Annotated in this window: 14 protein-coding genes and 1 pseudogene; 10 read left to right on the forward strand and 5 right to left on the reverse strand. The window is 70.9% G+C overall.

Annotated elements, in window-relative coordinates; all coding sequences use genetic code 11:
• Positions 1-279: 279 nt before the first annotated feature.
• Positions 280-1,227, forward strand: a pseudogene (locus tag KUA19_RS44930) (LCP family protein); the annotation flags it as partial.
• On the opposite strand, the gene KUA19_RS02445 reads toward KUA19_RS44930, so the two are convergent.
• Positions 1,126-3,252 (reverse strand): beta-galactosidase, encoded by a 2,127-nt coding sequence (locus KUA19_RS02445; protein ID WP_372451749.1) that lies wholly within the window; start codon positions 3,250-3,252, stop codon positions 1,126-1,128. The pseudogene KUA19_RS44930 and the gene KUA19_RS02445 overlap by 102 nt on opposite strands.
• A 181-nt stretch (positions 3,253-3,433) precedes the next feature.
• Here KUA19_RS02445 and KUA19_RS02450 point away from each other — a divergent pair, with 181 nt between their 5' ends.
• The 3 genes from KUA19_RS02450 to KUA19_RS02460 all read left to right on the forward strand — a co-directional run bounded on the left by KUA19_RS02450 (position 3,434) and on the right by KUA19_RS02460 (position 8,224).
• Positions 3,434-5,803 (forward strand): TIM-barrel domain-containing protein, encoded by a 2,370-nt coding sequence (locus KUA19_RS02450; RefSeq protein ID WP_217394360.1) that lies wholly within the window; start codon positions 3,434-3,436, stop codon positions 5,801-5,803.
• 3 nt (positions 5,804-5,806) lie between these two features.
• Positions 5,807-7,201, forward strand: a complete 1,395-nt coding sequence (gene xylB, locus KUA19_RS02455; RefSeq protein ID WP_217394362.1) for a xylulokinase — start codon at positions 5,807-5,809, stop codon at positions 7,199-7,201.
• Between the two features lie 258 nt (positions 7,202-7,459).
• Positions 7,460-8,224 carry an alpha/beta fold hydrolase gene (locus KUA19_RS02460; RefSeq protein WP_217394364.1) on the forward strand — a complete coding sequence of 255 codons (765 nt, stop codon included), beginning with the start codon at positions 7,460-7,462 and terminating at the stop codon, positions 8,222-8,224.
• A gap of 69 nt (positions 8,225-8,293) precedes the next feature.
• Here KUA19_RS02460 and KUA19_RS02465 read toward each other — a convergent pair whose 3' ends face one another.
• The 3 genes from KUA19_RS02465 to KUA19_RS02475 all read right to left on the reverse strand — a co-directional run bounded on the left by KUA19_RS02465 (position 8,294) and on the right by KUA19_RS02475 (position 11,962).
• On the reverse strand, positions 8,294-9,211 hold the full coding sequence (locus KUA19_RS02465) for a carbohydrate ABC transporter permease (RefSeq protein ID WP_217394366.1): 918 nt from the start codon (positions 9,209-9,211) through the stop codon (positions 8,294-8,296).
• Complete coding sequence (locus tag KUA19_RS02470) at positions 9,208-10,089, reverse strand: ABC transporter permease (RefSeq protein WP_217394368.1); 882 nt, start codon at positions 10,087-10,089, stop codon at positions 9,208-9,210. Before KUA19_RS02470 ends, KUA19_RS02465 begins: the two co-directional genes overlap by 4 nt.
• A gap of 205 nt (positions 10,090-10,294) precedes the next feature.
• Complete coding sequence (locus KUA19_RS02475) at positions 10,295-11,962, reverse strand: extracellular solute-binding protein (RefSeq protein ID WP_217394370.1); 1,668 nt, start codon at positions 11,960-11,962, stop codon at positions 10,295-10,297.
• Between the two features lie 213 nt (positions 11,963-12,175).
• Between KUA19_RS02475 and KUA19_RS02480 the strand changes: the two genes are divergently transcribed.
• From KUA19_RS02480 to KUA19_RS02505, 6 genes are all read left to right on the forward strand, one after another.
• Positions 12,176-13,387: an ROK family transcriptional regulator gene (locus KUA19_RS02480; protein WP_217394677.1), complete on the forward strand. Its 1,212-nt coding sequence runs from the start codon at positions 12,176-12,178 to the stop codon at positions 13,385-13,387.
• Between the two features lie 365 nt (positions 13,388-13,752).
• Positions 13,753-14,769 (forward strand): sulfotransferase family protein, encoded by a 1,017-nt coding sequence (locus KUA19_RS02485; RefSeq protein WP_217394372.1) that lies wholly within the window; start codon positions 13,753-13,755, stop codon positions 14,767-14,769.
• 308 nt (positions 14,770-15,077) lie between these two features.
• Positions 15,078-17,945, forward strand: coding sequence for a beta-glucosidase family protein (locus KUA19_RS02490; protein WP_217394374.1), 2,868 nt, complete (start codon positions 15,078-15,080; stop codon positions 17,943-17,945).
• A 55-nt stretch (positions 17,946-18,000) separates the two neighbouring features.
• Positions 18,001-19,047 (forward strand): LacI family DNA-binding transcriptional regulator, encoded by a 1,047-nt coding sequence (locus tag KUA19_RS02495; RefSeq protein WP_254548413.1) that lies wholly within the window; start codon positions 18,001-18,003, stop codon positions 19,045-19,047.
• 213 nt (positions 19,048-19,260) lie between these two features.
• Positions 19,261-22,134, forward strand: a complete 2,874-nt coding sequence (locus KUA19_RS02500) for a glycoside hydrolase family 9 protein (RefSeq protein WP_308167284.1) — start codon at positions 19,261-19,263, stop codon at positions 22,132-22,134.
• A 213-nt stretch (positions 22,135-22,347) separates the two neighbouring features.
• A complete protein-coding gene (locus KUA19_RS02505) occupies positions 22,348-23,595 on the forward strand; it encodes an RCC1 domain-containing protein (RefSeq protein WP_217394378.1) in 1,248 nt (415 codons plus the stop codon).
• Positions 23,596-23,904: 309 nt separating this feature from the next.
• Here the strand turns inward: KUA19_RS02505 and KUA19_RS02510 are convergent, their stop codons facing one another.
• Positions 23,905-26,778 (reverse strand): glycoside hydrolase family 48 protein, encoded by a 2,874-nt coding sequence (locus tag KUA19_RS02510; RefSeq protein ID WP_217394679.1) that lies wholly within the window; start codon positions 26,776-26,778, stop codon positions 23,905-23,907.
• Positions 26,779-26,950 lie beyond the last annotated feature (172 nt).

Raw genomic sequence — 26,950 nt, forward strand, 5'->3', positions numbered from 1 at the left:
CTTCCTTCGTGCTGGAGGCGAGGAAAGTTTGCGTACGGGGCAAGGTTTGGGGCGGCGGGGGCCGTCATCCCAGTGGTGTCACTCTGACCACGGGGAGGTACGGCGATGGCGACCACGTCCCGCCGCAAGTCCACTACGTCCGTTCCCAAGCAGCGCAGCCGGAAGAAGCACGGCCTCGAGCCGACCGAGACCACCACCGAACGCAGGCGCCGACCGAAGTCCCGGCGCCGCAAACGCCCGCTCTGGGCGACCCTGGCGATGACGTTCGGCGCGCTGATGATGCTCGTGGCGGGCGGCGCCGTCATCGCGATCCGTTCGGTGGTCGGCACCCTCGAGGACAGCATCCAGGTCGTCGACGTGCTCGACGACGCGGCCAAGCAGCCGACCGAGTCCGGCGGCAAGGCACTGGACGGTCCGATCGACCTGCTCCTGCTCGGCATCGACACCCGCTCCACCCAGGAGCACGACGATGCCCGCGCCGACACGATCCTGCTGGTGCACATCCCGGCCACGCACGACCAGGCGTACCTGATGTCGATCCCACGCGACACCCGGGTCACCGTTCCGGATGCTCCGAACGGCATGAAGTCGATCTCCGACAAGATCAACGGAGCGTTCACTCGGGGCGCGATGAAGGGCGGCGGTTGGGCGGGCGGGCTGGCGCTGACGGCCCGGACCGTGAAGAACCTGACCGGCATCGAGTTCGACGGCGCCGCCGTGATCGACTTCGGCGGTTTCAAGAAGGTCATCGAGACGCTGGGCTCGGTGAACCTGTGCGTCGAGGCGGACACCAGGTCCTCGCACTACTTCGTGCTCAAACCGGGCGGGAAGCCGACGTACGTGAACGGGTCGGGCAACGACGGGCTGCCGGTGGAGAAGCGCCTCGGCATCAACGGCAAGCAGTACCTGCACAAGAAGGGCTGCCGCGACATGCAGGCCTGGGAGGCGCTGGACTTCGCCCGCATCCGCAAGGGCGCGGCCGACGGCCAGGGCGACTACTCCCGGCAGCGCCATCAGCAGCAGCTCATCAAGGCGATGATGAAGAAGGCGACGACCAGCGGTGCGCTCACCGACATCAGCAAGATCAACGCTCTGCTGAAGGCCGTCGGCCAGTCGATGCTGCTGTCACTGAAGGTCAGCCTGATCGACTTCCTGTTCACGATGAAGGACCTGGCCGGATCCGACCTGGTCCTGCTGAAGACCAACAGCGGCCAGTACAACAGTTACAAAGTCAACGGGCAGAGCTTCGAGCGCCTCGACGATCTCACCCTGGAGATGTTCAAGGCTGCCAAGAACGACACTCTGGGCCAGTTCACCGCGATGTACCCGGAGTTCGTCAACAACGAGAAGTAGCTTGGCCTGGTCGAACAGCCACAGGAGGCCGTCCGCGCGCACGGCCTCCAGGCCGTCGGGCAGTCCCCGCACGGTCGGGGCGACGCCCGCGTCGGCGCAGGCGGCCTCCAGCCAGGCCCCCAGGCCTGCATCGTCGAGCTCGCAGGACAGGTAGCGGGCCGTCCCGGCGCCGTCGGTCCGGCTGGTGGCGGCGGCGCGTCCGTCGGGGTAGCGCGCGGTGGTCCGGGCGTACGGCGCCGACAGCCACTCGGTCCACCCGCGCGCGACGGCCCCGTTGTCGAGGACCCGCAACATGTCCGGTGGCAGCGGGTCGAACTCCTCCACCACGATGCCGAGCAGGTCCCGCAGCGCCCCCGGGTACCCGCCCAGCCGCACCCGCGCGTTCGCGTCGACCAGCCCGGACAGGTACGTCACCAGCAGGTGGCCGCCCGCGCGCACGAACCGCGCGAGTTTCGCGGCCGACGCGTCGTCGACCAGGTACGCCGCGGGCACCACCAGCACCCGGTAGCCGGACAGGTCCGCGCTCGGCGGGACCACGTCCACGGTGTACCCCCGCCCCCGGAGCATGGCGTGGCAGCGCCGCGCCTGCGCTTCGTAGTCGACCGGCGCGGGCAGATGCGCCGCCTGCACCGCCCACCAGCACTGCTCGTCGAACCACACCGCCACCTGCGCCGCCGGCCCGACCTGCGGACCGATATCGGACGACGTCGCGGGGACGGGCTGTGCGGGGACGGGCTGTGCGGGGGCGAGCGGCGCGGGGGCAGGCACGACGGCGAGCTTCGCGCCCAGCGCGGCGGCCTCGCGGAAGATCCGGGTATCGGCGCCGCCGTGGCCGACCAGCGCGCTGTGCCACTGCTCGGCACCGCCCGCACTGGCCCGCCACTGGAAGTACAGCGCGCCCACTGAACCCCGCGCGACGTGCCCGAGCGCGATCCGCTCCAGCATGCCCGGGGGCTTGCGCCGCTGGATCGCGCCCTCGGTCACGTGCGCGGGCGCGTGCTCCATCAGCAGCCAGCGTCCGCCGTGTCCGGCCGCGCGCGACCAGCCCCGGGCCAGGTCGGCGGCGAACGCGCTCTCGGCGACGGCGCCGTCCAGACTCGCCGGGTAGTGGTCGATCGCGACCAGGTCGACCTCGGCGGCCCAGCGGGCGTGGTCGACCGGCACCCAGCCGCCGAGCACGAAGTTCGTGGTCACGACGGCACCGGGCGCCGCGGCTTTGATCAGATCCCGCTGCCGGGTGTACGCCGTGAGCATGCTGTCCGACAGGAAGCGCCGGTAGTCCAGCTCGTGCGCCGGGTTGCCGAGGTACTGGGTGGCGCGCGGCGGCAGCACCTGCGGCCAGTCGCCGTACTCCTGGCTCCAGAAGGTGGTGGTCCACGCGGCGTTGAGCGCGTCGAGGGTGCCGTGGCGTTCGCGCAGCCAGTCGCGGAAGGCGGCCGCGCAGTGGTCGCAGAAGCACCAGGTGCCGTACTCGTTGTGCACGTGCCACAGCCGGAGGGCCGGGTGGTCGGCGTAGCGGCGGGCGAGCTGCTGCGTGACCGCCTCGCTCGCGCGCCGGTAGGCGGGGGCGTTGACGCAGTACGTGTCGCGCGACCCGTGCACCAGGCGTACGCCGTCGCGCCGCCGGGTCAGCGCGTCGGGGTGGGCCTGGGTGAACCAGGGCGGCGGGGAGGCGGTCGGGGTGGCCAGGGCGACGCCGACGCCCGCGCTGTGCAGGTCGTCGAGCACCCGGTCGAGCCAGCCGAAGTGGTAGCGACCGGGCTCGGGCTCCAGCCGCGACCAGGCGAAGACGCCGACCGTGGCCAGGTTGACCCCGGCCGCGCGCATCAGCGCCAGATCCTCGGCGCGTACCTCCTCGGGCCACTGCTCCGGGTTGTAGTCGCCGCCGAACAGGTACACCGCTCCCCCTTTGTTTGGAACGCAGCCAAATTAGGTGAGCCCCCGCGCTGCGTCAACCGGACCCGGTTGACGTTTGTTTGGCTACACGGAAAACTAAATTTAGCTTGGCCCAGCCGTTTTGTACCGGCGTTGCTGCCCGGCCGTCGTTACCCGCGCCCGCCGACCGTTCGAGGAGCCGATCATGCCGTTTCGACCGCCGCTGGTGGCGCACGAGTACTTCTCCGCCGACCCGCCGGAACTCCCGCGCCGCTCACCCGGCGAGCCGGGGCCCCAGGCGGTCGTGCGCGCCGAACTGACCGGCAAGGACTCGGCCGGGGTGACCCTGCAGGCGTACACGGCCGCCGGTGCCGCCCTACACCTGCAGCTCAGCGCCGCCGGTGAGGGCATCCTGCGGGTACGGCTGAGCGACGACCCCGCCGCGCGCACCCGCTCGGCCCGGGTGCTGCCGCTGACCCAGCCCGACCCCGGCGCGGCGGCGACCGTGGTCGCCGGGGACAACACGATCACCGTGACCGCGGGTGCGCTCACCGCCCACGCGGTGCTCAACCCCTGGTCATTGTCCTTCCAGGACACGGTAACCGGGCGCGAGCTGCTACGCAGCGACCCCGGCCTGGTCGACATCTCCGGACGGCTGCGCAATCTGCCCCTGGGCTGCTCCCGGGTGGACGGCCGGATCGTCGCGTACCACGAAAGTTTCACGTTCCCGGCCGACGAGGTGCTGACCGGCACCGGCGAGCGCTTCACCGCGCTGAACCTGCGCGGCCAGCGCCCGGTGATGTGGAACTTCGACGCCTTCGGCAGCGAGTCCGACCGCGCCTACAAGAACGTGCCGTTCTACCAGTCCAGCCGCGGCTACGGCCTGGTCGTCGACTCCGGCCTGCCGGTCGAGTACGACTTCGGCGCCGCCACCGGCAGCGTCACCCAGCTGCTCGTCCCCGACGACGCCCTGGACTACTACGTGCTGGCCGGGCCCACCCCGACGGCCGTACTGGACCGGTTCGACGCCCTCACCGGCAGGCCGCAGTGCCCGCCGAAATGGGCCTTCGGCTCCTGGATCTCCTCGGGCTTCTGCCGCGACAGCCAGGAGCAGGTGCTGGCCCGCGCCGCCACCATCCGCGAGCACGGCATCCCCTGCGACGTGCTGCACCTGGACACGTACTGGCAGCCCGACGGCAAGTGGTCGGAGCTGCGCTGGGACGGCGAGACCTTCCCCGACCCCGAGGGCATGCTGGCCACCCTGCACGAGCAGGGCTTCCGCATCTGCGTGTGGATGAACCCGTACCTGTCGCACAACTCCGACCGGTTCACCGAGGCCGCCGAGCGCGGCTTCCTGCTGCGCCACGCCGACGGGCAGGTGTACGTGGCCGACTCGTGGCACGGTTCGTTCCCGCCCGGCGGCATCATCGACTTCACCAACCCCGAGGCGGTCGTCTGGTTCCAGGACCTGCTGCGGCCGATCGCCCGCCAGGGCGTCGACGTGTTCAAGACCGACTTCGCCGAGGGCGTGCCTGCCGACGCGGTGGCCCACAACGGCATGACCGGCGCCGAGCTGCACAACGTGTACTCGCTGCTCTACAACGACGCCGTGGTCGAGGTGACCCGCGAGGTCAACGGGCACAGCATGGTGTGGGCGCGCTCGTCGTACCTGGGCGGGCAGCGGCATGCGGCCCAGTGGGGCGGCGACACGATGTGCTCGTACCCGGCGCTGGCGTCCTCGCTCAACGGCGGGCTGGCCCACGGCATGTCCGGCATCCCGTACTGGTCGCACGACAGCGGCGGCTTCTGCGGGGTGCCCAGCGACGACCTCTACCTGCGCTGGGCCCAGTTCGGGGCGCTGTCGCCGCTGCTGCGCTTCCACGGCACCACCACCCGCGAGCCCTGGCGGTTCCCCGCCGTCGAGGCGGCCACCATCGAGACCCTCCGGCTGCGGTACCGGCTGCTGCCGTACCTGTACTCGGCGGCGCTGCGGGCGCAGGCGACCGGCGAGCCGATCATGCGGGCGCTGGCGGTCGACTCCCCGACCGACCCGGCCTCGTGGCGGGCCGAGCACGAGTACCGGCTCGGCGTGGACCTGTTGGTCGCCCCGATGATCAGCGAGACCCAGCGGCGCGACGTCTACCTGCCGCCGAACGAAAGCGGTGGCTGGGTGTGCTGGTGGACCGGCGAGGTCTACCCCGAGCGCACCACCATGCCGGTCGCCCCGGCCCTGGACCGCCTGCCCCTGTACGTCCGCCGCAACGCCCTCATCGCGACCACCGAGCCGACCGACCACATCCTGGACGGGCCGTGGCGGTCGGTGACCCTGCTCAGCTTCGGCGGCGGCGACGCGACCTGCGAACTCCTCGACGACGGTTGCGCAAGCACTGTCGTGGCGCACAGGTCAGGGGATACTCTCGCGGTGACGGTCGCCGGGTCTGCCCGCCTGCGCGCGATCGCCTTCCCCGAAACAGCCGGGTGCACCCCGCCTGCCACGGTGCTCGTCAACGGTGTCGAAGCGCCACTGAGCACGGTCGACGGGCTGCTCACGGCGTCCCTCGCCCCGGGAGACTGAACGATGGTGCTGGTCGCCGGTGTCGACTCGTCGACGCAGTCCTGCAAGGTCGTCGTACGCGACGCCGACACCGGCGCGCTGGTGCGCCAGGGCCGCGCGGCCCACCCCGAGGGCACCAGCTGCCCACCCGACGCGTGGTGGGCCGCCCTGCAGACCGCTATCGGCGACGCCGGGGGCCTGGCCGACGTCGCCGCGATCTCGGTCGGCGGCCAGCAGCACGGCATGGTCTGCCTGGACTCCTCCGGTGCCGTGGTCCGCGACGCGCTGTTGTGGAACGACACCCGCTCCGCGCCCGACGCCGCCGACCTCGTCACCGAGCTCGGCGGCGGGCAGGCCTGGGCCGACGCCGTCGGCAGCGTCCCGGTCGCCTCGTTCACCGTCACCAAGCTGCGCTGGCTCGCCCGCGCCGAGGCCGCCAACGCCGCCCGCACCGCCGCCGTCTGCCTGCCGCACGACTGGCTCACCTGGCAGCTGGCGGGCGCGCCCGGCCTGGACGCGCTGGCCACCGACCGCAGCGACGCCTCCGGCACCGGCTACTGGTCGCCGAGCACCGGCGAATACCGCCGTGACCTGCTGGCCCTCGCCCTGGGCAAGGACGTGCTGCTGCCGCGCGTGCTCGGCCCCGCCGACACCGCGGGCACCACCCCGGCCGGGCTGCTGCTGGGCCCCGGCGCCGGAGACAACGCCGCCGCCGCGCTCGGCGCGGGCGCCGCCCCCGGCGACGTCATCGTCTCCATCGGCACCTCCGGCACCGTCTTCTCCGTCGCGGCCACCCCCGCCGCCGATCCCACCGGCGCCGTGGCCGGGTTCGCCGACGCCACCGGCCACTTCCTGCCCCTGGTCTGCACCCTCAACGCCGCCCGCGTCCTGGACAGCGCCGCCGCCATGCTGCGCGTCGACCACGCCGAGCTGTCCCGGCTCGCGCTGACCGCGCCGGCCGGGTCCGACGGCCTGGTGCTGGTGCCGTACCTCGAAGGCGAGCGCACCCCCAACAAGCCCGACGCCACCGGCAGCCTGCACGGCCTCACCCTCGGCACCTCGACCGCCGCGCACCTGGCCCGCGCCGCCGTCGAAGGCCTGCTCTGCGCGCTGGCCGACGGGCTGGACGCGCTGCGCGCCCAGGGCGCCCAGGTGGAACGCGTCATCCTGGTCGGCGGCGGCGCCCGCTCCGAGGCGCTGCGCCAGATCGCCCCGACCGTCTTCGGCTGCCCCGTGCTGGTCCCGCCGCCCGGCGAGTACGTCGCCGACGGCGCCGCCCGCCAGGCCGCCTGGGTCACCACCGGCCAGCAGCCCAAGTGGGAACTGGACGGCCTCACCCGCTACGACGCCGACCCGGTCCCCGCCGTCCGCGCCCGCTACACCGACGCCCGCGACCACACCCTGACCCGCCTGGCCTGACTTCACTGCCCGCAGCTCGCCCCACATCACTCGGTGAGGCTGCAGTTTCGGGGAAACTGCACGAATTCCGGCCAGGATTCCAGCACTTTCCCCGAAACTGCACCACCCACACGCTCGCGGCCGGGCATGGCGCGCGCACGGAGTCCTCTCGCGCTCGCGGCCACCCGGAAGGTCGCGGGCGCGCGAGTATCCCGACCTGCGGCGCGACTGGTGAAGTCGCCGATGCGGGGCCGGTCCGGTGACGGCGACACTGCGCCGATGCAGACCTTCACCTCGTACGACGGCACGACCATCGCCTATCGCGTCTGGGAGGCGCCCGCTGACGCGCCGACCGTCGTCCTGCACCACGGCTTCGCCTCGTCCGCGACGGGCAACTGGGTGGTGACCGGCGTCGTCGACGCGCTGACCGCGGCGGGCCGCCGGGTGGTCGCCATCGATGCCCGCGGGCACGGCGACTCGCAGAAGCACCACGACCCGGCGTACTACGGCGAGGACGCGATGGCGCGTGACCTGGTCGGCCTGTTCGATCTGCTCGGGCTGGACCGGGTGGACCTGGTCGGCTACTCGATGGGCGGGGTCGTCGCGCTGGTCACCGCGGCGGCCGGACGGCGGGTGCGCCGCCTGGTCGTCGGCGGGATCGGCGCCAGCGCCGCCGAGCAGGGCGGGGTGGACCGCAACTCGCTGGTCGGCGCGGCGCTGATCGAGGCGCTGCTGACCGACGACCCGAGCAGCATCAGCGACGAGCGCGCGCTGGGCTTCCGGATGTTCGCCGAGGCCACCGGGGCTGATCGGAAGAGCCTGGCGGCGCAGGCGCGCGCGAGTCGCCATACCCCCATCGGGTTGGCTCGGATCAAGGTGCCCGCGCTGGTGCTGGCCGGGGTGGACGACTGGCTCGCGACCCGGCCGCACGTCCTGTCGTCGGCGCTGCCGGACGGCCGGTGCAAGGTCCTCGCCGGGGACCACCTGACCGTGGTGCGCAACCCGGAGTTCGCGGCCGCCATCGTCGCCTTCCTCGCCGACTGACTTTCAGGTTTGGAAGGGCACCTTCTGCTACGGAATGCGATGAGAAGGGGCCCTTCCTCGCCCGACCGGTCAGCCCTTGATGGCGCCGGCGATGACGCCCTTGGTGAAGTGGCGCTGGATGAACGGGTACACGATCACGATGGGGATCAGCACCACCACCACGACCGCCATCTTCACGGCCAGGCTGGGCGGGGCGCTGAACCCGAGCGCGGGCGGCGACCCGATGCCCGCCGGGCTCTGCCCGGCCAGGATGTACGCCTGCAGCACCTGCTGCGCCACGTGGTCCTCGGCGTTGTTGAGGTACAGCACCGCGTTGAAGTACATGTTCCAGTAGCCGACGGCGTAGAACAGGCCGACCACGGCCACCACCGCCTTGGACAGCGGCAGCACGATCCGGCCCAGGATGGCCCACTCGCCCGCGCCGTCGATGCGGGCGCTGTCGAGCAGTTCGGCGGGGATGCCCATGAAGAACTGGCGCACCACCACCAGGTTGAACGCGTTGACCGCGGCGGGCAGGATCAGCGCCCAGTGCGAGTCCTTGAGCCCGAGGCTGGTCACCAGCAGGTAGCTGGGGATCAGGCCCGGCCCGACCAGGAACGTGATCAGGAAGAACAGCAGCAGCGGCCGGTGCCACAGGCTGCCCGGCCGGGACAGGCCGTACGCGGCGAGCACGGTGCAGCCCAGGCTGAGCGCGGTGCCGACGAGGGTGACCAGCATGCTGCGCCACACCGCCCCGGACACCTCCCCCCGCGTGAAGATCAGCACGTACGCCGAGATATCGAAGTCGCGGGGCCAGAAGACCATCCCGCCCGCGTCGGCGATCGCCTTCTTCGAGGACAGGCTGGTGACGAGCACCGCCCACATCGGGATCAGCACCGCGAGCACGACCGCGCTCAGCACGATGCCCTTGACCGTCTGGCCCACCAGCGTGGGCGGCTCCTCCCAGGACGGGCGTTCGGGGCGGCGTGACTTGGTGAACAGGCTCATGAGCGGACGAACACCCCCTGTTCGCCGAAGCGGTGGGCGAGCCGGTTGGCGATCAGGATCAGCACCAGGCCGATGGCGGCCTTGAACAGCCCGGCCGCGGCACCGACGCCGTAGTCCTGGGTGACCAGGCCCAGGTAGTAGACGTAGGTGTCGAGCACCTCGGCAGCCTGTCGGCCGACCGCGTCTCGTTGCAGGATGAACTGCTCGAAGCCGACCGACAGCGAGTTGCCCAGCTGCAGGATGAGCAGCAGGATCACCACCGGTCGCAGTCCGGGCAGCGTGACGTGCCACAGGCGCCGCCAGCGGTTGGCGCCGTCGGAGGCGGCCGCCTCGTACAGGCTCTGGTCGATCGCGGTCAGCGCGGCCAGGAACACGATGGTGCCCCAGCCGACGTCCTTCCACAGCGACTCGGTGCTGACCAGCACGATGAACACGTCGGGGTCGGTCATCACGTCCCATGGCTGCACGCCGTTGTCGCGCAGCGTCTGGGCCAACAGACCAGCGCCGCCGAGCATCTGCACGAAGAAGGTGACCACCAGCACCCAGCTGAAGAAGTGCGGCAGGTAGACCACGGTCTGGATGAACGAGCGCAGCCGTCGCGACACCACGCTATTGAGCAGGATCGCCAGCGCGATCGGCAGCGGGAAGAAGAACACCAGCTGGAACGTGGTGATGGCCAGGGTGTTGCGCAGCGCGTCCCAGAACTGGGAGTCGCGGAACAGCTCGGCGAAGTTGGTGAAGCCGATCCAGGGGCTGTTGAGGATCGCCTCGACCGCGGTGTCGCCGGACCACTGGTCGTAGTCCTTGAACGCCACGATGTTGCCCAGCGTGGGGATGTAGTGGAAGACCAGCAGCAGCAGCGCGGCCGGAGCCGTCATCAGCAGCAGGGTCCGGTCGCGCCGCCAGCGGGCGGCGAAGGAGCTCCGGTTGCGCTTGCGCGGCGCCTGCGGAGCCGGGGATACGGGAAGAGGCCGGGCCTCTACAGGCCCGGCCACTTCGCTAGCGGCTCGTCCCGACGGGTCGCCTGAACGGCGATCCGCCGCCGACTCCCCACCAGCGATGGTGCTTGTCACTGCGCTGCCCTCATCGACCCGCGTCGCTCAGAGCCTTGGCCATGAAGGCGCGGCCGTCCTCGCCGCCGCCGTCACGCCACTCCTTGAGCACGACCTCCAGGTCCGACACCGGACGGCGACCACGGACGATGTCCTTGATCTTGTCCTCGGTCGGCTGCTTCACCTTCACGTAGCTCGCCGGCATCTCGAGCTTGATCCCGCGCCACGGGTCAACCTCGATGTGCTGGACAGAGGCATTCTCCCAGTTGATCAGATCGGTCACGTAGCTGGGAACCCGCGCGTCGAACTTGATCGTGGGAGCGGTACCGGCCAGGAAGCGGAACTGGTCCGCCTTCTCCTTGCCGAGCAGGTCGTTACCGGCCGGCCAGCCGTCTGCGCCCTTGGTGAAGTGCTTGCCGTCGACGCCGTACTCGATGAGCTCGAACTCCTTGGTGCCCAGCGGTGCGGCGATGAAGTTGAGCACGCGCAGGATCTCCTCGGTCTTCTCCTTGCCGAGGCCCTTCTTGACGAAGGTGAAGAAGATCGGGTCACCCGAGCCGTGCACCAGCGGCGTGCCGCCGTCGGCGGCGAAGAACGGCACCGGCTGCATGTTGAAGGCCGGAGTGACCTTCTGCTGCTCGGCCTGCACGCCGAGCCAGGCGCCCACGCCGTCCTGCACCATGACGATCTTGCCGCCGTTGAACAGCAGCTTGGCGTCGGCGCCCTTGCTGGCGATGACCTCCGGGTGGACCAGGCCGTCCTTGAAGACCTTGACCAGGAACTCCAGCGCGGCCTTGAACTCCTCGGTCTCGTACTTGAACTCGACCTTGCCGCCCTTGCTGCGCCAGCCCTCCTTCGCGCCCGGCACCCGGAAGATCATCTCTACCATGGCCTGGATGTCGTTGAAGGCCCACACGCCCTTGTCGGCGTTGGTGACCGCCTTGCCGAACGCGTACAGCTCGTCGGCGGTCTTCGGGACCGTCGCGCCGAGGGCGTCGGTGAGGTCCTTGCGGTAGAACAGCGCCCACGGGTAGGGACCGTCGGTCGGCCACGGCACGGCCATCAGGCGCTGGTTCCAGACCGCGTTGGACCAGGCCACCGTCGGCAGGTTCGCCAGCATCGCGTACGGCAGCGCCTTGTCCCCGGCCAGATGGTCGGTAAGGTCCTCGAACAGGGCCTTGACCGCGTCGGAGAAGTTGGGGATCTTGGGGATCTCCCAGCTCGGAATGCACACCACCTCCGGGACGTCACGGGCGCCCATGATGGTGTTGAGCTTGTCGGCGTAGGTGTTGCCGTCCTGGATGCCCGGGGTGACGATCGCGCCCAGTTCGGCGTTGATCGCGTCGACGTAGGCGTTCTGGCCGGGGCCCGCGGGCACGGTCCCCCAGTACGGCGTCATCGTGGTGATGGTGCTGCCGCGACCCGGCTTCTCGGTGATCGCGTCGACCAGGTTCGCCGGGTACTTGGTGAACCCGTTGGCGACCGGCGAGACGCCCTTGATGTCGGGCTGCACCAGGTCCAGTGGCTTGAACTTGGGCAGGACGGCGGACAGCTTGTCGACCTCCGCCGCCGAACCGGTGTCGGCCGCCTTCTCGGTGCAGCCGGCCAGGGCGCCGCCACTTGCGGCAGCGACCGCGCCCAACCCCACCAGGGTGAGGAAGGACCGTCGGTTCGCCGTGCCCGGGAGGGGGTGGTCCACGGCGTGCTCCCTTCGTCGAAATAATTCAGGATCAGGGGAAAGTCGCCCCACTGGGCTCGGGGCGGGCTATATTTAGTTCGTCTGACGACTAAACAAATTAGCGGAAGGTGGTAGCCCCCACAAGGGAGCGCTTCCATACGGGCGGCGAAGGCCGGTCATACGGCATGATGGTGCGATCACCGCAGCGAGCTCCGGAGGGCGCACGTGATCACGATGCAGCGGGGGCCGCAGCCGGCGGACTTCGCCGACGTCAGAGCCACCAACCTCGCCGTCGTGCTGCGCTACGTGCGCGGCAACGCGCCCTGCTCCCGTGCTGAAATAGCCGCTGCCACCGGCTTGAACAAGGCCACGGTCTCCAGCCTCGTCGCCGACCTGATCGACCGGCGGCTGCTGCGGGAGACGGGCTTGACCGAGCACCGCATCGGCCGCCCGGCCACCATGCTGATGCTCGATGGCTCACCTTACGCCGCGATCGGCATCGAAGTGAATGCCGACTACCTGACCGCGGTAGCCGTCGACCTGGCCGGGACGCAGGTGCTGTCCTGGCGCCGGTCGTTCGCGGGCCTGGCCGCCAGCCCCGCCCAGGCCGCCACCGCCATCGCCGCGCTGGGTCGCCGGGCCGTCAACCGCGTGGTCAAGGACGGCCGCCGCGTGCTCGGGCTGACCGTCGGCGTGCCCGGCCTGGTCGACCCGAACGGCGTGGTCACCCTCGCCCCCAACCTGGGCTGGCGCGACGTCAACCTGCGCGGCGCGCTCACCCGCGCGCTCGGCGATCCCGACTTCCCGGTGGGCGTCGACAACGACGCCAACCTCGCCGTCCTCGCCGAGTCGCGGTACGGCGCCCACGCCGGCACCCGCAACCTGGTCTACCTGACCGGCGAGGTCGGCATCGGCGCCGGGATCATCGTCGACGGCCGCCTGCTGCGCGGGCACCGTGGCTTCCCGGGCGAGATCGGGCACATCACCATCGACCCCAGCGGCCCGCGCTGTCGCTGCGGGCGGCGCGGCTGCCTGGAGGCCGTGGCCGGGATCGCCGCCATCGTGTCCCGGGTCATCCCCGAGGCCACCAGCGACGGCGAGCTCACCGACCTACAGCCCGAGATCGACGAGGTGGTCCGCCGCGCCCGCGCCGCCGACCCCGCCGCGCTGCACGCCCTCACCGAGGTCGGCCATGGCCTGGGCCAGGGCGTCTCCATCCTGGCCGACCTCCTCGACCCCGAGGTGATCGTCCTGGGCGGCTACTTCGTCCCGCTCTCGCCCTGGCTCCTCCCGGCCGTCGACGCCGAGCTCGCCTCCCGGCGTATCGCCCCCGACCTGGGCGGCCCGCAGGTCTCGGCCTCCATCCTCGACCACGGTGCCGCCGCCACCGGTGGCGCCGCCACCGTCCTCGACCACGTCGACGAGGGCCACCTCCCCACCCCCTGACCCGCCCCGCCCCGCCCCCTTCAAGATCACTCAACTTGCCGGGCAATCGGGGAAAAGTGCCCCCAAGATTCGCCCGATTGCCTGGCAACTTGAACGATCTTGGTCCACGAAGGTGGCTGCGGTTTCGGGGAAAATGCTGGGCCGGAAATTCTGGTCGGCTTTGCGGTGATTTCCCGAAACTGCGCGAAACCATCCGGGGTGCGCGACGGGTCAGGCCGGTCCCTGCGCGAAACCATCCGGGGTGCGCGGCGGGTCAGGCCGGTCTCCGTGCGAAAGACGGGGGCGGATGGGGCGGTGCGGGTGGGGTGGCGGGTCGTTGGAGAAGGTGTAAATCGGAAATAAACCGTTAATGGAGTGCGGCGGACATGGACATCGAGCGGCCGATCTTCGTTGTGGGCTGCCCCCGCTCCGGGACCACGATGCTGCAGCTCATGCTGCACGCCCACCCCCGGATCGCGATCCCGCCGGAGACCCGGTTCGTACTCAAGGCGTACGCCGACCGCCAGCGCCACGGCGACCTGCGCGACCCCGCCAACCGCCGTCGCCTGGCCGAGTGGATCACCACGGGCAGGACCGCCTTCGCCGACCTCGGCCTCGACCCCGCCACCACGATCGAGAAGATCATCGCCGCGGGGCCGACCCTGGGCAGCGCGCTGGGCACCGTCTTCCGCGCGTACGCCGAGCGCTTCGGCAAGCCCCGGTGGGGTGACAAGCGGCCCGCGTACCTGAACAACCTGGACGTGGTGCGGCGGCTCTTCCCGACCGCGCAGATCGTCAACATCGTGCGCGACGGCCGCGACTGCGTCGCCTCGATCCGCGAGACCCCCTGGTACGACAAGGACATCTGCCAGGCGATCTCCGACTGGGCGCGGGCCATGGACAGTTCGGCGCGGGCCCGGCGCGTCCTGCCCGCCGACTCCTATCACGAGCTGCGCTACGAACAGCTGGTCGCCGAGCCGGAGGCGGTGTTGACGGGGCTGTGCGCGTTCCTGGGCGAGCAGTACGACCCGGCGATGGCCGAACCCGCCCGCGTCGCCGAGGTGGCCGTGCCCAGCCGCAAGAGCTGGCACCGGCTCACCCATGAACCGGTGACCAGTCAGCGCGTCGGCAGTTGGCGCGAGCGCCTGCAGCCGTGGGAGATCGCGCTGTGCGAGTCGGTGGCCGGGCGGCAGCTGGCCGCGCAGGGCTACCAGCTGTCGGTGGGCATCCCGTCGGTATGGCACGGACCCGCGCTGAAACACCGGCTGCACTACCCGCTGCACGACGCACCACGATGGACGCTGCCCGTCCGTCGCGGGGTCGCCGAGCTGCGCGAACGCTTCGCCGAACCGGAGGCGTTGGCATATCAGGCCGCGACCGGGCCGCAGGTCCCTTCTCGATGAAGGTCGCGGCCGGGCACTTGACGCCACCGCCGCCCGCGCGGTAAACCTCAAGGACTCTGTTCGAAACATCTAGGCAATCGTCTCGGGCAGGGTTTCTTTCGCACCATCGTCGAAGCGCTTCGACATCCTCCGCCGGACATCGTGCCCGCCTCCACCGGGACCGAGGTCCACCGGGCACGTCGAAGCGCTTCGACAGCGCAGGACCGACGCTCCGCCGCTCCACGCGACCCGATCGCTCCACCGGTGGCCACCCCTCCCGGCCACCGGAAACGCAATTTCCGACCGTCCGCCCAGACGAAGGAAAGACCATGAACTTCCGCGACCCGCGGCTACCCCTGCCCGAACGCGTCGCCGACCTGCGGCGACAGCTGTCCCTGGCCGAGCGGATCAGCCTGCTGCACCAGCACCAGCCCCCGATCGCCCGCCTGGGCGTCGGCGGGTTCCGCACCGGCACCGAAGCCCTGCACGGCCTGGCCTGGCTCGGCGAGGCCACCGTCTTCCCCCAGGCCGTGGGCCTGGGCGCCAGCTGGGATCCCGACCTGGTCCGCCGCGTCGGCGCGGCCGTCGGCGACGAGGTGCGCGCCAGCCACCACAAGGACCCGTCCCGCGCCGGGCTCAACGTGTGGGCGCCGGTGGTCAACCCGCTGCGCGACCCGCGCTGGGGCCGCAACGAGGAGGGCTACAGCGAGGACGCCTGGCTGACCGGGCTGCTCGGGCAGGCGTACGCGCAGGGCCTGCGCGGCGACCACCCGACGCTGCTCAAGACCGCCCCGACGCTCAAGCACTTCCTCGGCTACAACAACGAGAACGATCGCTGTACCAGCAGCAGCAACCTCGGACCGCGCGTGTTGCACGAGTACGAGCTGCCCGCGTACCGCCCGGCGCTGGCCAGTGGCGCGGCGGTGGCGGTGATGGCGTCGTACAACCTGGTCAACGGTCGTCCCGCGCACGTCACCCCGCTCATCAACGACGAGCTGCGGTCGTGGACCGAGGACGAGATCCTGCTGGTCTCCGACGCGTACGCGCCGAGCAACCTGGCCGACCCGGCCCAGCAGGCCTACTTCCCCGACCACGCGACCAGTCACGCGGCCGCGCTGCGGGCCGGGGTGGACAGCTTCACCGACGCCGACGACCACTCGCATGTCACCGTCGAGCGCATCACCGAGGCGCTGGAGCGCGGCCTGATCACCGAGGCCGACATCGACCGGGCCGTGGACCGGGCGCTGACGATCCGGATGCGGCTGGGCGAGTTCGACCCGGCCGAGACCAACCCGTTCGCCCAGACCACCCCGGACACCATCAACAATCCGGCGCATCGGCAGCTGGCCCGTGAGGCCGCGCGCCGGTCGATGGTGTTGCTCAAGCAGGAGTGCCAGTTGCTGCCGCTGAGTGCGGAGAGCGTCGGCCGGGTCGCGGTGATCGGGCCGCTGGGCGACCAGATCATGACCGACTGGTACAGCGGCACCCTCCCCTACCGGGTTACGGCGCGCGACGGGCTGGTCGCACGACTTGGCGCGGACCGGGTCGACTTCGTCGAGGGCGCCGACCGGATCGTGCTGGCCCTGGCCGACGGCGGCTACCTGGTCGCAGGCGAGACCTCGGGCGCGCTGACCCGGGCCGAGGCGGACCCGCACGGCTTCGACGTCTTCGACTGGGGCAGCCACCCCGGCCGGGGCGGGCATCCGGGCAGCGTGCTGGCGCTGCGGGCGGTCGCCAACGGCGCCCACGTGACGGTACGCGAAAACGTCCTGGTCAATGACGCCCCCGGCCCCAACGGCTGGGACGTGCACGAGACGTTCCGCCTGGTCGAGCACGCCGACGGCACCCTGTCCCTGCACCACGAGCTGTCCCGGTCGTACCTGACGTTCGGCGCGGACGGCACCGCCGTGGTCGGTGCCGACGCCGAGCACGCCGCCCGGGTGCTGCCCGAGCTGCGCCGCAGCGGTGCCGAGCAGGCGGCGCTGGTGGCCGCCGAGGCCGACGCGGTGATCGTGGTGCTGGGCAACCACCCGCTGGTCAACGGCCGCGAGACCGAGGACCGGGAGAACCTGTTCCTGCCCCCGGCCGCCGAGGCCCTGCTGCGCGCGGTGTACGCCGCCAACCAGCACACCGCCCTGGTGCTGACCAGCAGCTACCCGTACGCGATCACCTGGGCCGACGTGCACCTGCCCGCGATCATCTGGAGCAGCCACGGCGGCCAGGAGTTCGGGCACGCGCTGGCCGACGTGCTCTTCGGCGACGAGGACCCGGCCGGGCGACTGCCGCAGACCTGGTACCGCAGCCACTGCGAGCTGCCGGACCTGTTCGACTACGACATCATCACCAACGACGCCACCTACCTGTACTACCGCGGCACTCCGCTCTACCCACTCGGCCACGGCCTGAGCTGGGCCGAGTTCGAGTACGGCGCGGTCAGCCTGCACCAGGACGACGAGACCGCCGACACGGTCGAGCCGGACGCGGTGATCAGCGTGCGGGTGGAGGTCGCCAACGTCGGCGAGCGGCCCGGCGAGGAGGTGGTGCAGCTCTACACGCACCAGCAGCGCTCGCGGGTGAAGCAGCCGCTGCGGCAGCTGCGCGGGTTCGCCCGGGTGCGACTGGCGCCGGGCGAGCGGGCGGTGGTCGAGATCCCGCTGCGCGTGTCGGAGTTGGCGTTCTGGGACGTCACCACCGGTCGCCCGGTCGTGGAGGCGGCCCGGCACAAGGTGATGGTGGGCCGTTCGGCCACCGACATCCGCGGCTGCGCGACGCTGACCGTACGCGGCGAACGGATCGGACCGCGACGCCCGCGCCCGGTAGACGGCGGTGCCGCGGCGCTGCGCGCGGTCGACCACGACGAGGCCTGCGGCATCGCGCTGGTGGACACCTCGCCCGAGCGCGGCGACTCGATCAGCGCGGTGCACGCGGGCGGCTGGGTGGCGTTCGGGCCCACCGACCTGTCCGGCCGCACCGGTGTCGCGGTCGGTGTGGCCGGTGCGCCCGGCCGGGTGGTGCTGCGCGCCGACGACCCGCTCGACGGCCAGGTGCTGGCCGAGGTGGTCGCACCGGGCTCCGACCGGTACGCATACGCCCCGCTGGCCAGTACGCTGACTGCCCCGGCGCAGGCTGGCCCGGTCGATCTCTACCTGGTCTGCGACGCACCGGGCATCATCGTGGACGAGCTCCGGTTCTCGTGAGCGGGCTTTGGGCATGACAACGAGCAGCACCGGACGGACCGAGGGTGGGGAGGCGATGCGGAGGATGGCCAGTCGGCGCCCCACGCAACGCGACAGCGTGGTGACCATCGCCGACGTGGCCAGGCACGCGGGCGTGTCGACGAGCACGGTGTCGTACGTGCTCAGCGGCAAGCGGGCCATCTCCGCCACCACCAGTGCCCGGGTGCACGCCAGCATCCGGGCGCTGGGCTTCCACCCGCACGCGGGTGCCCGTTCCCTGGCCAGCAAGCGTGCCAGCGTGATCGCGCTGGTGCTGCCGCTGCGCCAGGGCATGCACCTGCCGGTGCTGATGCAGTTCGCCACCGCGGTGGTGACCAGCGCCCGCACGTATCACCACGACGTGCTGCTGGTCACCGCCGACGAGGGCCCGGCCGGGCTGCGCCGGGTGGCGGCCGGGGCGCTGGTCGACGGGCTGGTGCTGATGGACGTGGAGATGCACGATCCGCGCGTGCCGACGCTGCGTGAGCTGGAGCGGCCCAGCGTCCTGATCGGCCTGCCCGCCGACTCGGCCGGGCTGACCTGTGTGGACCTGGACTTCCACGCCGCCGGGGCGGTCTGCGTGGAGCACCTGGCCGCGCTCGGGCACCGCGAGATCGCGCTGCTGGGCGCCCCGCGCGTGGTGTACGAGCGCGACACCGGCTACGCCCACCGCACCCGCGACGGCTTCGTCGACGCCGCGCGGCGGCTGGGGCTGACCGCGCACGCGCAGCCGTGCGAGGAGCACCCGGATGCGGTCACCGCCGAGGTGACCGCGCTGCTGGACCGGCACCCCAGGCTGACCGGCCTGGTGGTGCACAACGAGGCGGCGGTGACGCACGTGCTGAACACGCTGCGGGCGCTGGGCCGCCGGGTGCCCGAGGACATCTCGGTGGTGGCGATCTGCCCGGACGAGCTGGCCGAGCGGTGCTCGCCGACGCTGAGTTCGGTGCAGATCCCGGCCGAGGATGTCGGCCGCCAGGCGGTGGACCTGTTGATGCGCAAGATGGACGCCGAATCGGTGCCGGACGCGACCCTGCTGTCGCCCGCGCTCACGGCCCGTACCAGCACCGCTGCGCGGACGTGAAATCGGGGCTTTACGTGACGGCAATGGCGGGGTTAAATCGGAGGCACATCGATGGGAGCGCTTCCATCGATGTGTACACATTGAACACCGAACCCTGACACCCACCGCACGACCGTGAGGCGGGCTGCGGTGGGGCGGATGCGCCCACATCCGCCCCACCTGTCCACCGCGAACGCATCACGTCGCGCGGCTCCACGGACAGGAGAAATCCTAGTGCCCAGCACTCCTGGCGCCATCCGCCCTTCTGGCAGGTGGCGACGCAGACTCGCCGGTGCCGTCAGCGCACTCACCCTCAGCACCCTGGCCCTCGGCCTGTCGTCGACGCCCGCCCACGCGGCTGGGCCGTACAACTACGCCGAGGTGCTGCAGAAGTCGCTGTTCTTCTATGAGGCCCAGGCCAGCGGCCCCAAGCCGGCCTGGAACCGGGTCGGCTGGCGCGGCAACTCCGCGATGAACGACGGCTCGGACGTCGGCCTCAACCTGACCGGTGGCTGGTTCGACGCCGGTGACCATGTGAAGTTCGGCTTCCCGATGGCCTCCACCGCCACCATGCTGGCCTGGGGCGCGGTCGAGTACCGCTCGGCCTACTCCGCCTCCGGGCAGCTCACGCCGCTGCTGAACAACCTGCGGTTCGTCAATGACTACTTCATCAAGGCGCACCCGTCGGCCAACGTCCTCTACGGGCAGGTCGGCAACGGCGGCACCGACCACCAGTGGTGGGGCCCGGCCGAGGTGATGAAGATGGCGCGGCCCGCGTACAAGATCGATGCGAGCTGCGGCGGGACCGACCTGGCCGCCGAGACCGCGGCCGCGATGGCGGCGGCCTCGATCGTGTTCCGGCCCACCGACTCCGCGTACGCCGACACCCTGCTCAGCCACGCGCGGCAGCTCTACACGTTCGCCGACACGGTGCGCAAGAAGTACAGCGAGTGCATCACCGACGCGGCCAGCTACTACAACTCGTGGAGCGGCTACAACGACGAGCTGGTCTGGGGCGCGATCTGGCTGCACCGGGCCACCGGCGAGGCGGCGTACCTGAGCAAGGCCGAGACGTACTACGCCAACCTCAGCACCGAGCCGCAGTCGAGCACCCACTCGTACAAGTGGACCCAGGACTGGGACGACAAGACCTACGGGTCGTACGTGCTGCTGGCGAAGCTGACCGGCAAGCAGGTCTACATCGACGACGCCAACCGATGGCTGGACTACTGGACCGTCGGCGTGAACGGCGCGAAGATCACCTACTCGCCCGGCGGCCAGGCGTGGCTGCAGCAGTGGGGCTCGCTGCGCTACTCGGCCAACACCGCCTGGGTCGCGCTGCTCTACTCCGACTGGGTCACCGACGCCACGCGCAAGGCGCGCTACCACGACTTCGGCGTCCGGCAGATCAACTACATCCTCGGCGACAACCCGAACCACCGCAGCTACGTGAACGGGTTCGGGACCAACCCGCCGATCAACCCGCACCACCGCACCGCGCACGGCTCGTGGACCGACCAGCTCACCAGCCCGGTCAACAACCGCCACACGCTGTACGGCGCGCTGGTCGGCGGTCCCGGCTCGGCCAACGACGCCTACACCGACGACCGGCAGAACTACCAGATGAACGAGGTCGCCACCGACTACAACGCCGGTTTCACCTCGGCCCTGGTCCGCATGTACAGCGAGTACGGCGGCACGCCGCTGGCGAACTTCCCGCCCGCGGAGACCCCCGACGACGCCGAGCTGTACGTCGAGTCCGGCCTGAACACCACCGGCACCACGTTCACCGAGGTCAAGGCGCTGATCTACAACAAGTCGGCGTGGCCGGCGCGGGCGCTGTCCAACGCGTCGTTCCGCTACTACTTCACCCTGGACGGGTCGACGACCCCGAGCCAGATCACCACGTCGGTGGCGTACAGCCAGTGCTCCCCGCCGACCGGGCCCACCCAGTACAGCGGCAACGTGTACTACGTGACGGTCTCCTGCGCCGGGCAGAACATCATCCCGGCCGGGCAGTCGGACTGGCGTCGCGAGGTGCAGTTCCGGGTCACCAGCTCAGGGACCTGGGACGTCAGCAACGACTGGTCGTACCAGGCGACCATGGCCCGCAACAGCAAGATCACGCTGTGGGACGGCACCACCAAGGTCTGGGGCGACGCCCCCGGTGGCGGCACGCCCGACACCACCGCGCCCACCCAGCCCGGCACCCCGACCGCCTCGTCGATCACGTCGAGCGGCGCGACGCTGAGCTGGGCCGCCTCCACCGACACCGGCGGCAGCGGCCTGGCCGGGTACTCGGTCTACCGCGAGGCGGGCACCACCGACGTGCTGGCCGGTTCCCCGACCACCAACACGTTCGCCCTGACCGGGTTGACGGCCTCCACCGCGTACACCTACTACGTGGTGGCCCGCGACGGCGCCGGGAACACCTCGACCGCCTCGACCCCGGTCACCTTCACCACCAGCGCCCCGCCGAACGACACCACCCCGCCCAGCCAGCCCGGCACGCCGACCGCGTCGGCGATCACCCAGACCGGCGCCACGCTGAACTGGGCCGCCTCCACCGACACCGGCGGCAGCGGCCTGGCGGGCTACCGGGTGTACCGCGAGGCGGGCACGACGGACGTGCTGGTCGGCTCGCCGACCACGACCTCGTTGACCCTGACCGGGCTGACCGCGGCCACGTCGTACACGTACTACGTGGTGGCCGTGGACGGCTCCGGCAACGTCTCGACGGCGTCGACGCCGGTCACCTTCACCACCCTGCCGACCGGCGGCGGCGCGTCCTGCGACGTGTCGTACACCATCGGGAGCCAGTGGCCCGGTGGCATGTCGGTCACTGTGGTCATCAAGAACACCGGTACCAGCACGATCAACGGCTGGACGCTGCGGTTCGCCTTCCCGGCCACGGGCCAGGCGGTGACCAACGGCTACAGCGCCACCTGGACGCAGACCGGTCAGAACGTCTCCGCGACCGACCTGGGCTGGAACGGCACGCTGGCCCCCGGCGCCAGCACCCCGATCGGCTTCAACGGAGCGTGGACCACCGCGAACCCGAAGCCGACCGCCTTCACCCTGAACGGCAGCGCCTGCACCCTCTCGTAAAGCGGTAAGCAAAGGGCACCCTCTCCACGCTTCAGCCGGAGAGGGTGCCCTTTGGCGTTCGCACCGGCCTCAGTTCCGTGCCGACCGGACAGGCGTGGCGCACTCCGGCGGCAATTCGCTGGAGCTACAACTGTCGAGAAGCGATGAGCTGGCAATTCGTGTGACCGGCTCCACGCGGAGCCGGCGCACACAGGCACACCAACCGGGGGGAACATGAGACTACGTACGACACGACGACGCGGTCTGGGCGCGGCCGCGTTGGGGGCGCTGCTGGCGCTGCCGGTCATGGTGGCGGCACAGGCCGCCCCGGCACCCGACGGCGGCAGACATGGCGACAAGGCCACCACGGCGGCGCACGGCGCCGAGGGCTGGGGATTGAGCTCGGACGGACAGCTCGGCGACGGCAAGGTCGGCGGCGAGCCCGTGTACACCCCCACCGCCGTGACCGCCCAGGTCCCGGACGGCGTGAAGGCCGTCTCCTGCGGCAGCCGCCACGGCCTGTGGCTGCTGTCCAACGGGACCGTCAAGTCCGCCGGGGCCAATGAGTCCGGTCAGCGCGGCAATGGCCTGACGACCAACTACCCGCTGCCCGGCACCGTGGCCGACCTGGGCCAGGTCACCGCCATCGCGGCGGGGGGCTCCCACAACCTCGCCCTGCTGAAAGACGGCACCGTCCGGGCCTGGGGCCAGAACGACGACGGGCAGCTCGGCGACGGCACGTTCGAGACACGGACGGAACCGGTCGCGGTCACCGGGCTGACCGGCGTCATCGCCATCGCGGCGGGCGGCTTCCACAGTCTGGCCCTGCTGAAGGACGGCACCGTCCGGGCCTGGGGCGCCAACTCCGAAGGGCAGCTCGGCGACGGCACCACCACGAACCGGAACGTACCCGTCGCCGTGACCGGTCTGACCGGTATCCGGGTGAAGGCCATTGCCGCAGGTTCAATCCACAGCGTGGCGGTGACCTCAGGCGGCGGTGTCAAGACCTGGGGTGCCAACAACGACGGCCAGCTCGGCAACGGCACCACCAGCACCGGCCCCACCAGCACGCCGGTCGACGTCGTCGACCTGACCGGGGTACGCGTCAAGTCCGTCGCCTCGTCCGGGGACTTCACCCTGGCCCTGCTCGCCAGCGGCCGGGTCAAGGGCTGGGGCAGCAACACCAACGGTGAGCTCGGCGACGGCACCACGATCAGCCCGCGCACCCGGCCAGTCGACACGGTGGGCCTGACCGGCGTGCAGACCATCGCGGCGGGCAGCAGCTTCATCAAGGACCTGCCTCCCGGCGGGCACAGCCTGGCTATCGCCGGCAAGACCCTCCTGGCCTGGGGCTCCAACTCGCACGGGCAGCTCGGCGTCGGCGGCAGCGGTTTCATCAGCACCACGCCGCTTCCGGTGAAGACCGGGCTGGCCAAGCCGAAGTCGATCTGCGGGGGAAACCTGTTCAGCCTGGCTGCCTGAACGAGGTCTCGGTCGGCTGAGACCGCAGGTCTCACACCTGCGACAGCGGTACCCGGTCCCGGCGGCGCGCTCACCCGAGCGGGCTGTCGGGACCTCACTCGGCCATCGGGCCGAAGCCGGCTGCGGACATCCCCGGTCAGCTGTTCCCGATCGGCCGCCACCTTTCGATGACACATGCTTGCGGGGGTACGGGCCGAAGCCCGTACCCCCGCGTCCCCACCTGCGAGAGGGGATTGCCGGTCCCGGCGAGCCCGCCCGCCGGAGCAGGCTGCCGGAACCTCGCCCGACCGTCAGGCCGGGCCGCCTAACTCACCCGTTCGGGAAGAGGGCGGCGAAGTCGGCGAAGGCCATCGCCACGTCGCTCTGCGCCCAGAACCGGTGGTAGTTGAACTGCGGTGCGGCGCCGCCGCTGAGGAAGGTCTGCACCTTCGACCAGTCGGGGTCCTGCTTGTACCAGGAGCGGATGTCGACGAACGACTTCCCGGCGGCGATGGCGTCGCCGTTGGGCATGCGCCCGGTCCAGGTCGACGGAACGTAGATGCCCTGGCCGGTGCTGGTGTTGTAGACGTCGTCGAAGCGCGCGTAGTCCGAGCGGGTCTCGGTCGTCGACACACCCTTGGCCTCGGCCTTGGTGTACAGCGCGTCGACCAGCGCCTTGCCGGTGGCCTTCGCCGTGGTGCTGCCCGACTTGGCCGCGTAGTACAGCAGGGTGCGGGCCAGCGAGGCGGCGACGCCGACGTCCTGGCCGGTGCTGGTGACCGTCACGTGCAGGCCGGTGTTGGCGGCCGGGCTGGTCGGGTTCCAGGTCGCCGGGGCGCCGGACCAGGCCAGCTCGGACGGGACCGCGAAGCTCGAACCGCTCGCGGTGGTGTTGGCGATCGCCCACGGCACCCACTTGTCCAGCAGCGCCTTGGCCTTGGCGTTGCCGGTCGCGTAGTACAGCTCGGCCATGCGCTCCATCGACCACACCTGCATGCCGAACCACTGGTTCGACGGCGGGTCGTGGTAGACCGGCTTCTCGTCGTAGAACATGCCGTAGAAGGTCGGCGTGCCCGCCGGAGGCTGCGCGTACGAGCCGCCCCAGCTGTTGGTCGCGCCGCCGGCGATGCCGCCCTCGGCCGACTGCAGCCACTGGTAGAACTCCAGCTGCCGGGTGAGGCTGGTGGACCAGTCCGCGTTGGCGGTCGGCGACAGCGGCTTGAGGCCGCTGACGTTGGCCAGTGCGTACGCTGCGAGCGGGTTCTGGTACCCGAAGTGGTTGAAGCTGGAACCGATCCGCCACGACCACGCCGAGTTCAGGCCGCCGCCCCAGGCGTAGTACCAGGACAGCAGGTAGTGCTCCGAGTCACGGCCGGTGCCCGCGGCGCAGGTGCTGGCGCCGACGCAGTTGCCGATCTTCTTGAAGTACTTGTCGAACATGGCGTAGCGCAGGTAGTCGCCCATCTTCGCCGCCTTGGCGATGGTGGACGCGACCTGGGCCTGCTTGCCCTGCTCGGTCGCCCAGGTCAGCGCCCAGTACGCGGCCTCGATGGCGCGCGCGTCGGCGTCGGGGGCGTTGGTGTACTTCCACTGCGCGGCCGGGGCGCTGGACTCCTTGACGAACAGGTCCAGGTAGCCGTTGGGGCCGCCGAAGTTGAGGTTGTCACAGCTCGGCTGCGGGATGGTCTCCCACACCGACTCCTGCGGACCCCGCTGGAAGGTGTTGATGTACGCCGGGCGCGTGGTGCCGTTGCCGCAGCGGCCGAAGCCGTACTTGTTGTCGACGTCGATCAGCCAGTGCATGCCGTAGATCGAGCCGGTGCCGTAGGTGCTCTGCAGCTCGCTGCGCAGCGGGTCGGTGCCGACGGGGATGCTCGGCTCCAGCGGCGACGGGTACTCCGCGGGGGTCAGGTGCTCGGCGGCGTACTGCGGGGTGCCGGCCACGCCCGCGTTGGGCTGGTCGGTCGCCGACGGGATGATGTACTGCTCCATCACCGTCCAGGCCTGGTTGAACTTGGTCCAGTCCTGCGTGAACCGGCCGTAGTAGGCCTCCAGCCACAGCCAGTAGCTGAACGCCTCGGAGGTGGTCTCGTGGCCGTAGTCGGGCGCCTCCACGATCAGCGTCTCGATCGAGTGGTACGGCACGCCCTCGGGCGAGAAGTACCCGTTCGCGACGTTCTTGATCTTGTTGTACTGGTCCAGGAAGCGCTGCGTGTAGACGTTGACCTCGTCGTCGGCCTCCGTCGCGGTCACCACGCCCGGGTCGTACCCGGTGGCGCTGGCGGTGATGGTCGCGGTGCCGTTGGCGTTGTCGGCGTCCTGCGCGGCGGCCAGGGTGACCGTCTGCTCGGTGCCGAAGTTCGCCGGGGTGAACGTCAGCGTGGCACCGGTCGACACCGTCACGTCGGTGTCACCGGCGGTCCGGGCGACCGCCACGGTCGTGTTCGCGGTCGGCGCCGCCGACAGCTTCACCTTGAACGTGTTGGTGCCGCCCTCGGGGACGCTGACAGCGGCGGTGCTCGCCGCGTTCACCAGCACCTTCGGCGCGACGGAGGCGTCCACCACGACCGTCGTGTTGGCGGTCGCGGTCGCGCCCTGGTTGTCGGTCGCCTTGGCCTGGAACACGTACGTGCCGACCGGCAGCGCCGAGACGTCCCAGGTGTACGGAGACGCGGTGTCCGAGCCGAGCAGCAGCCCGTCACGGTAGAACTCGACCTTGGCCACCGAACCGGGGGCCGTGTCGGCCGCGTTCGCGCTGATCGTGAACGACGCGGGCGCGGTGTAGTGGGTGTTGTTGGCCGGCGCGGTGATGCTCACCGTCGGGGCCGGGTTCGCCCCGGTGCACGCCGTGCCGTTCACGCTGAACGACGTCGGGCTGGAGTAGGTGCCGCTCCAGCGGCCGTTGTAGCCGATGCCGGTGCTGCCGCCGGTGCCGATGCTGCCGTTGTAGTTCAGGTTGGTGCCGGTGACGTTCTGGCCCGACTGCGCCCAGTTCGCCGACCAGCCCGGCAGGGTGATCGACTGGCCCGACGGCAGCGCGTACGTCAGCGACCAGCTGCTCCACGCGTCGCCGAGGTTCTTCAGCGTGATGTTGGCGGTGAAGCCGCCGGTGCCGGGACCCTCGGTCCACGGGCTGGCGGTGTATACGACCTCGCAGGCGACGGCGGCGTGGGCCGGGGTGGCCGCGACGGCCAGGCCGCCCATGACCACCACAGCGGCGGTGACGACCGCGCTGGACCTGCGGAAGATTCTGTGGCGGGACCGCCGCAGAGTGTGCAACAAGATGAGCTCCTCGCGGATGCGTCGGGCATGCCGCCCGACGGTGGAAACCTGCTGCCGTCGCAGTCCCTTGGGTGGACGGCGACGGTGTCGCTTC

Source organism: Catellatospora tritici, from assembly GCF_019083965.1.
GTDB lineage: Bacteria > Actinomycetota > Actinomycetes > Mycobacteriales > Micromonosporaceae > Catellatospora > Catellatospora tritici.

Excerpts from the sequence above, each read along its gene's own strand:
- KUA19_RS02450 (WP_217394360.1), top strand. The coding sequence starts at position 3,434 with ATGCCGTTTCGACCGCCGCTGGTGGCGCACGAGTACTTCTCCGCCGAC.
- xylB (WP_217394362.1), top strand. The coding sequence starts at position 5,807 with ATGGTGCTGGTCGCCGGTGTCGACTCGTCGACGCAGTCCTGCAAGGTC.
- KUA19_RS02460 (WP_217394364.1), top strand. The coding sequence starts at position 7,460 with ATGCAGACCTTCACCTCGTACGACGGCACGACCATCGCCTATCGCGTC.
- KUA19_RS02465 (WP_217394366.1), bottom strand. The coding sequence starts at position 9,211 with ATGAGCCTGTTCACCAAGTCACGCCGCCCCGAACGCCCGTCCTGGGAG.
- KUA19_RS02470 (WP_217394368.1), bottom strand. The coding sequence starts at position 10,089 with ATGACGGCTCCGGCCGCGCTGCTGCTGCTGGTCTTCCACTACATCCCC.
- KUA19_RS02480 (WP_217394677.1), top strand. The coding sequence starts at position 12,176 with ATGCAGCGGGGGCCGCAGCCGGCGGACTTCGCCGACGTCAGAGCCACC.
- KUA19_RS02485 (WP_217394372.1), top strand. The coding sequence starts at position 13,753 with ATGGACATCGAGCGGCCGATCTTCGTTGTGGGCTGCCCCCGCTCCGGG.
- KUA19_RS02490 (WP_217394374.1), top strand. The coding sequence starts at position 15,078 with ATGAACTTCCGCGACCCGCGGCTACCCCTGCCCGAACGCGTCGCCGAC.
- KUA19_RS02495 (WP_254548413.1), top strand. The coding sequence starts at position 18,001 with ATGCGGAGGATGGCCAGTCGGCGCCCCACGCAACGCGACAGCGTGGTG.
- KUA19_RS02505 (WP_217394378.1), top strand. The coding sequence starts at position 22,348 with ATGAGACTACGTACGACACGACGACGCGGTCTGGGCGCGGCCGCGTTG.
- KUA19_RS02510 (WP_217394679.1), bottom strand. The coding sequence starts at position 26,778 with ATGGGCGGCCTGGCCGTCGCGGCCACCCCGGCCCACGCCGCCGTCGCC.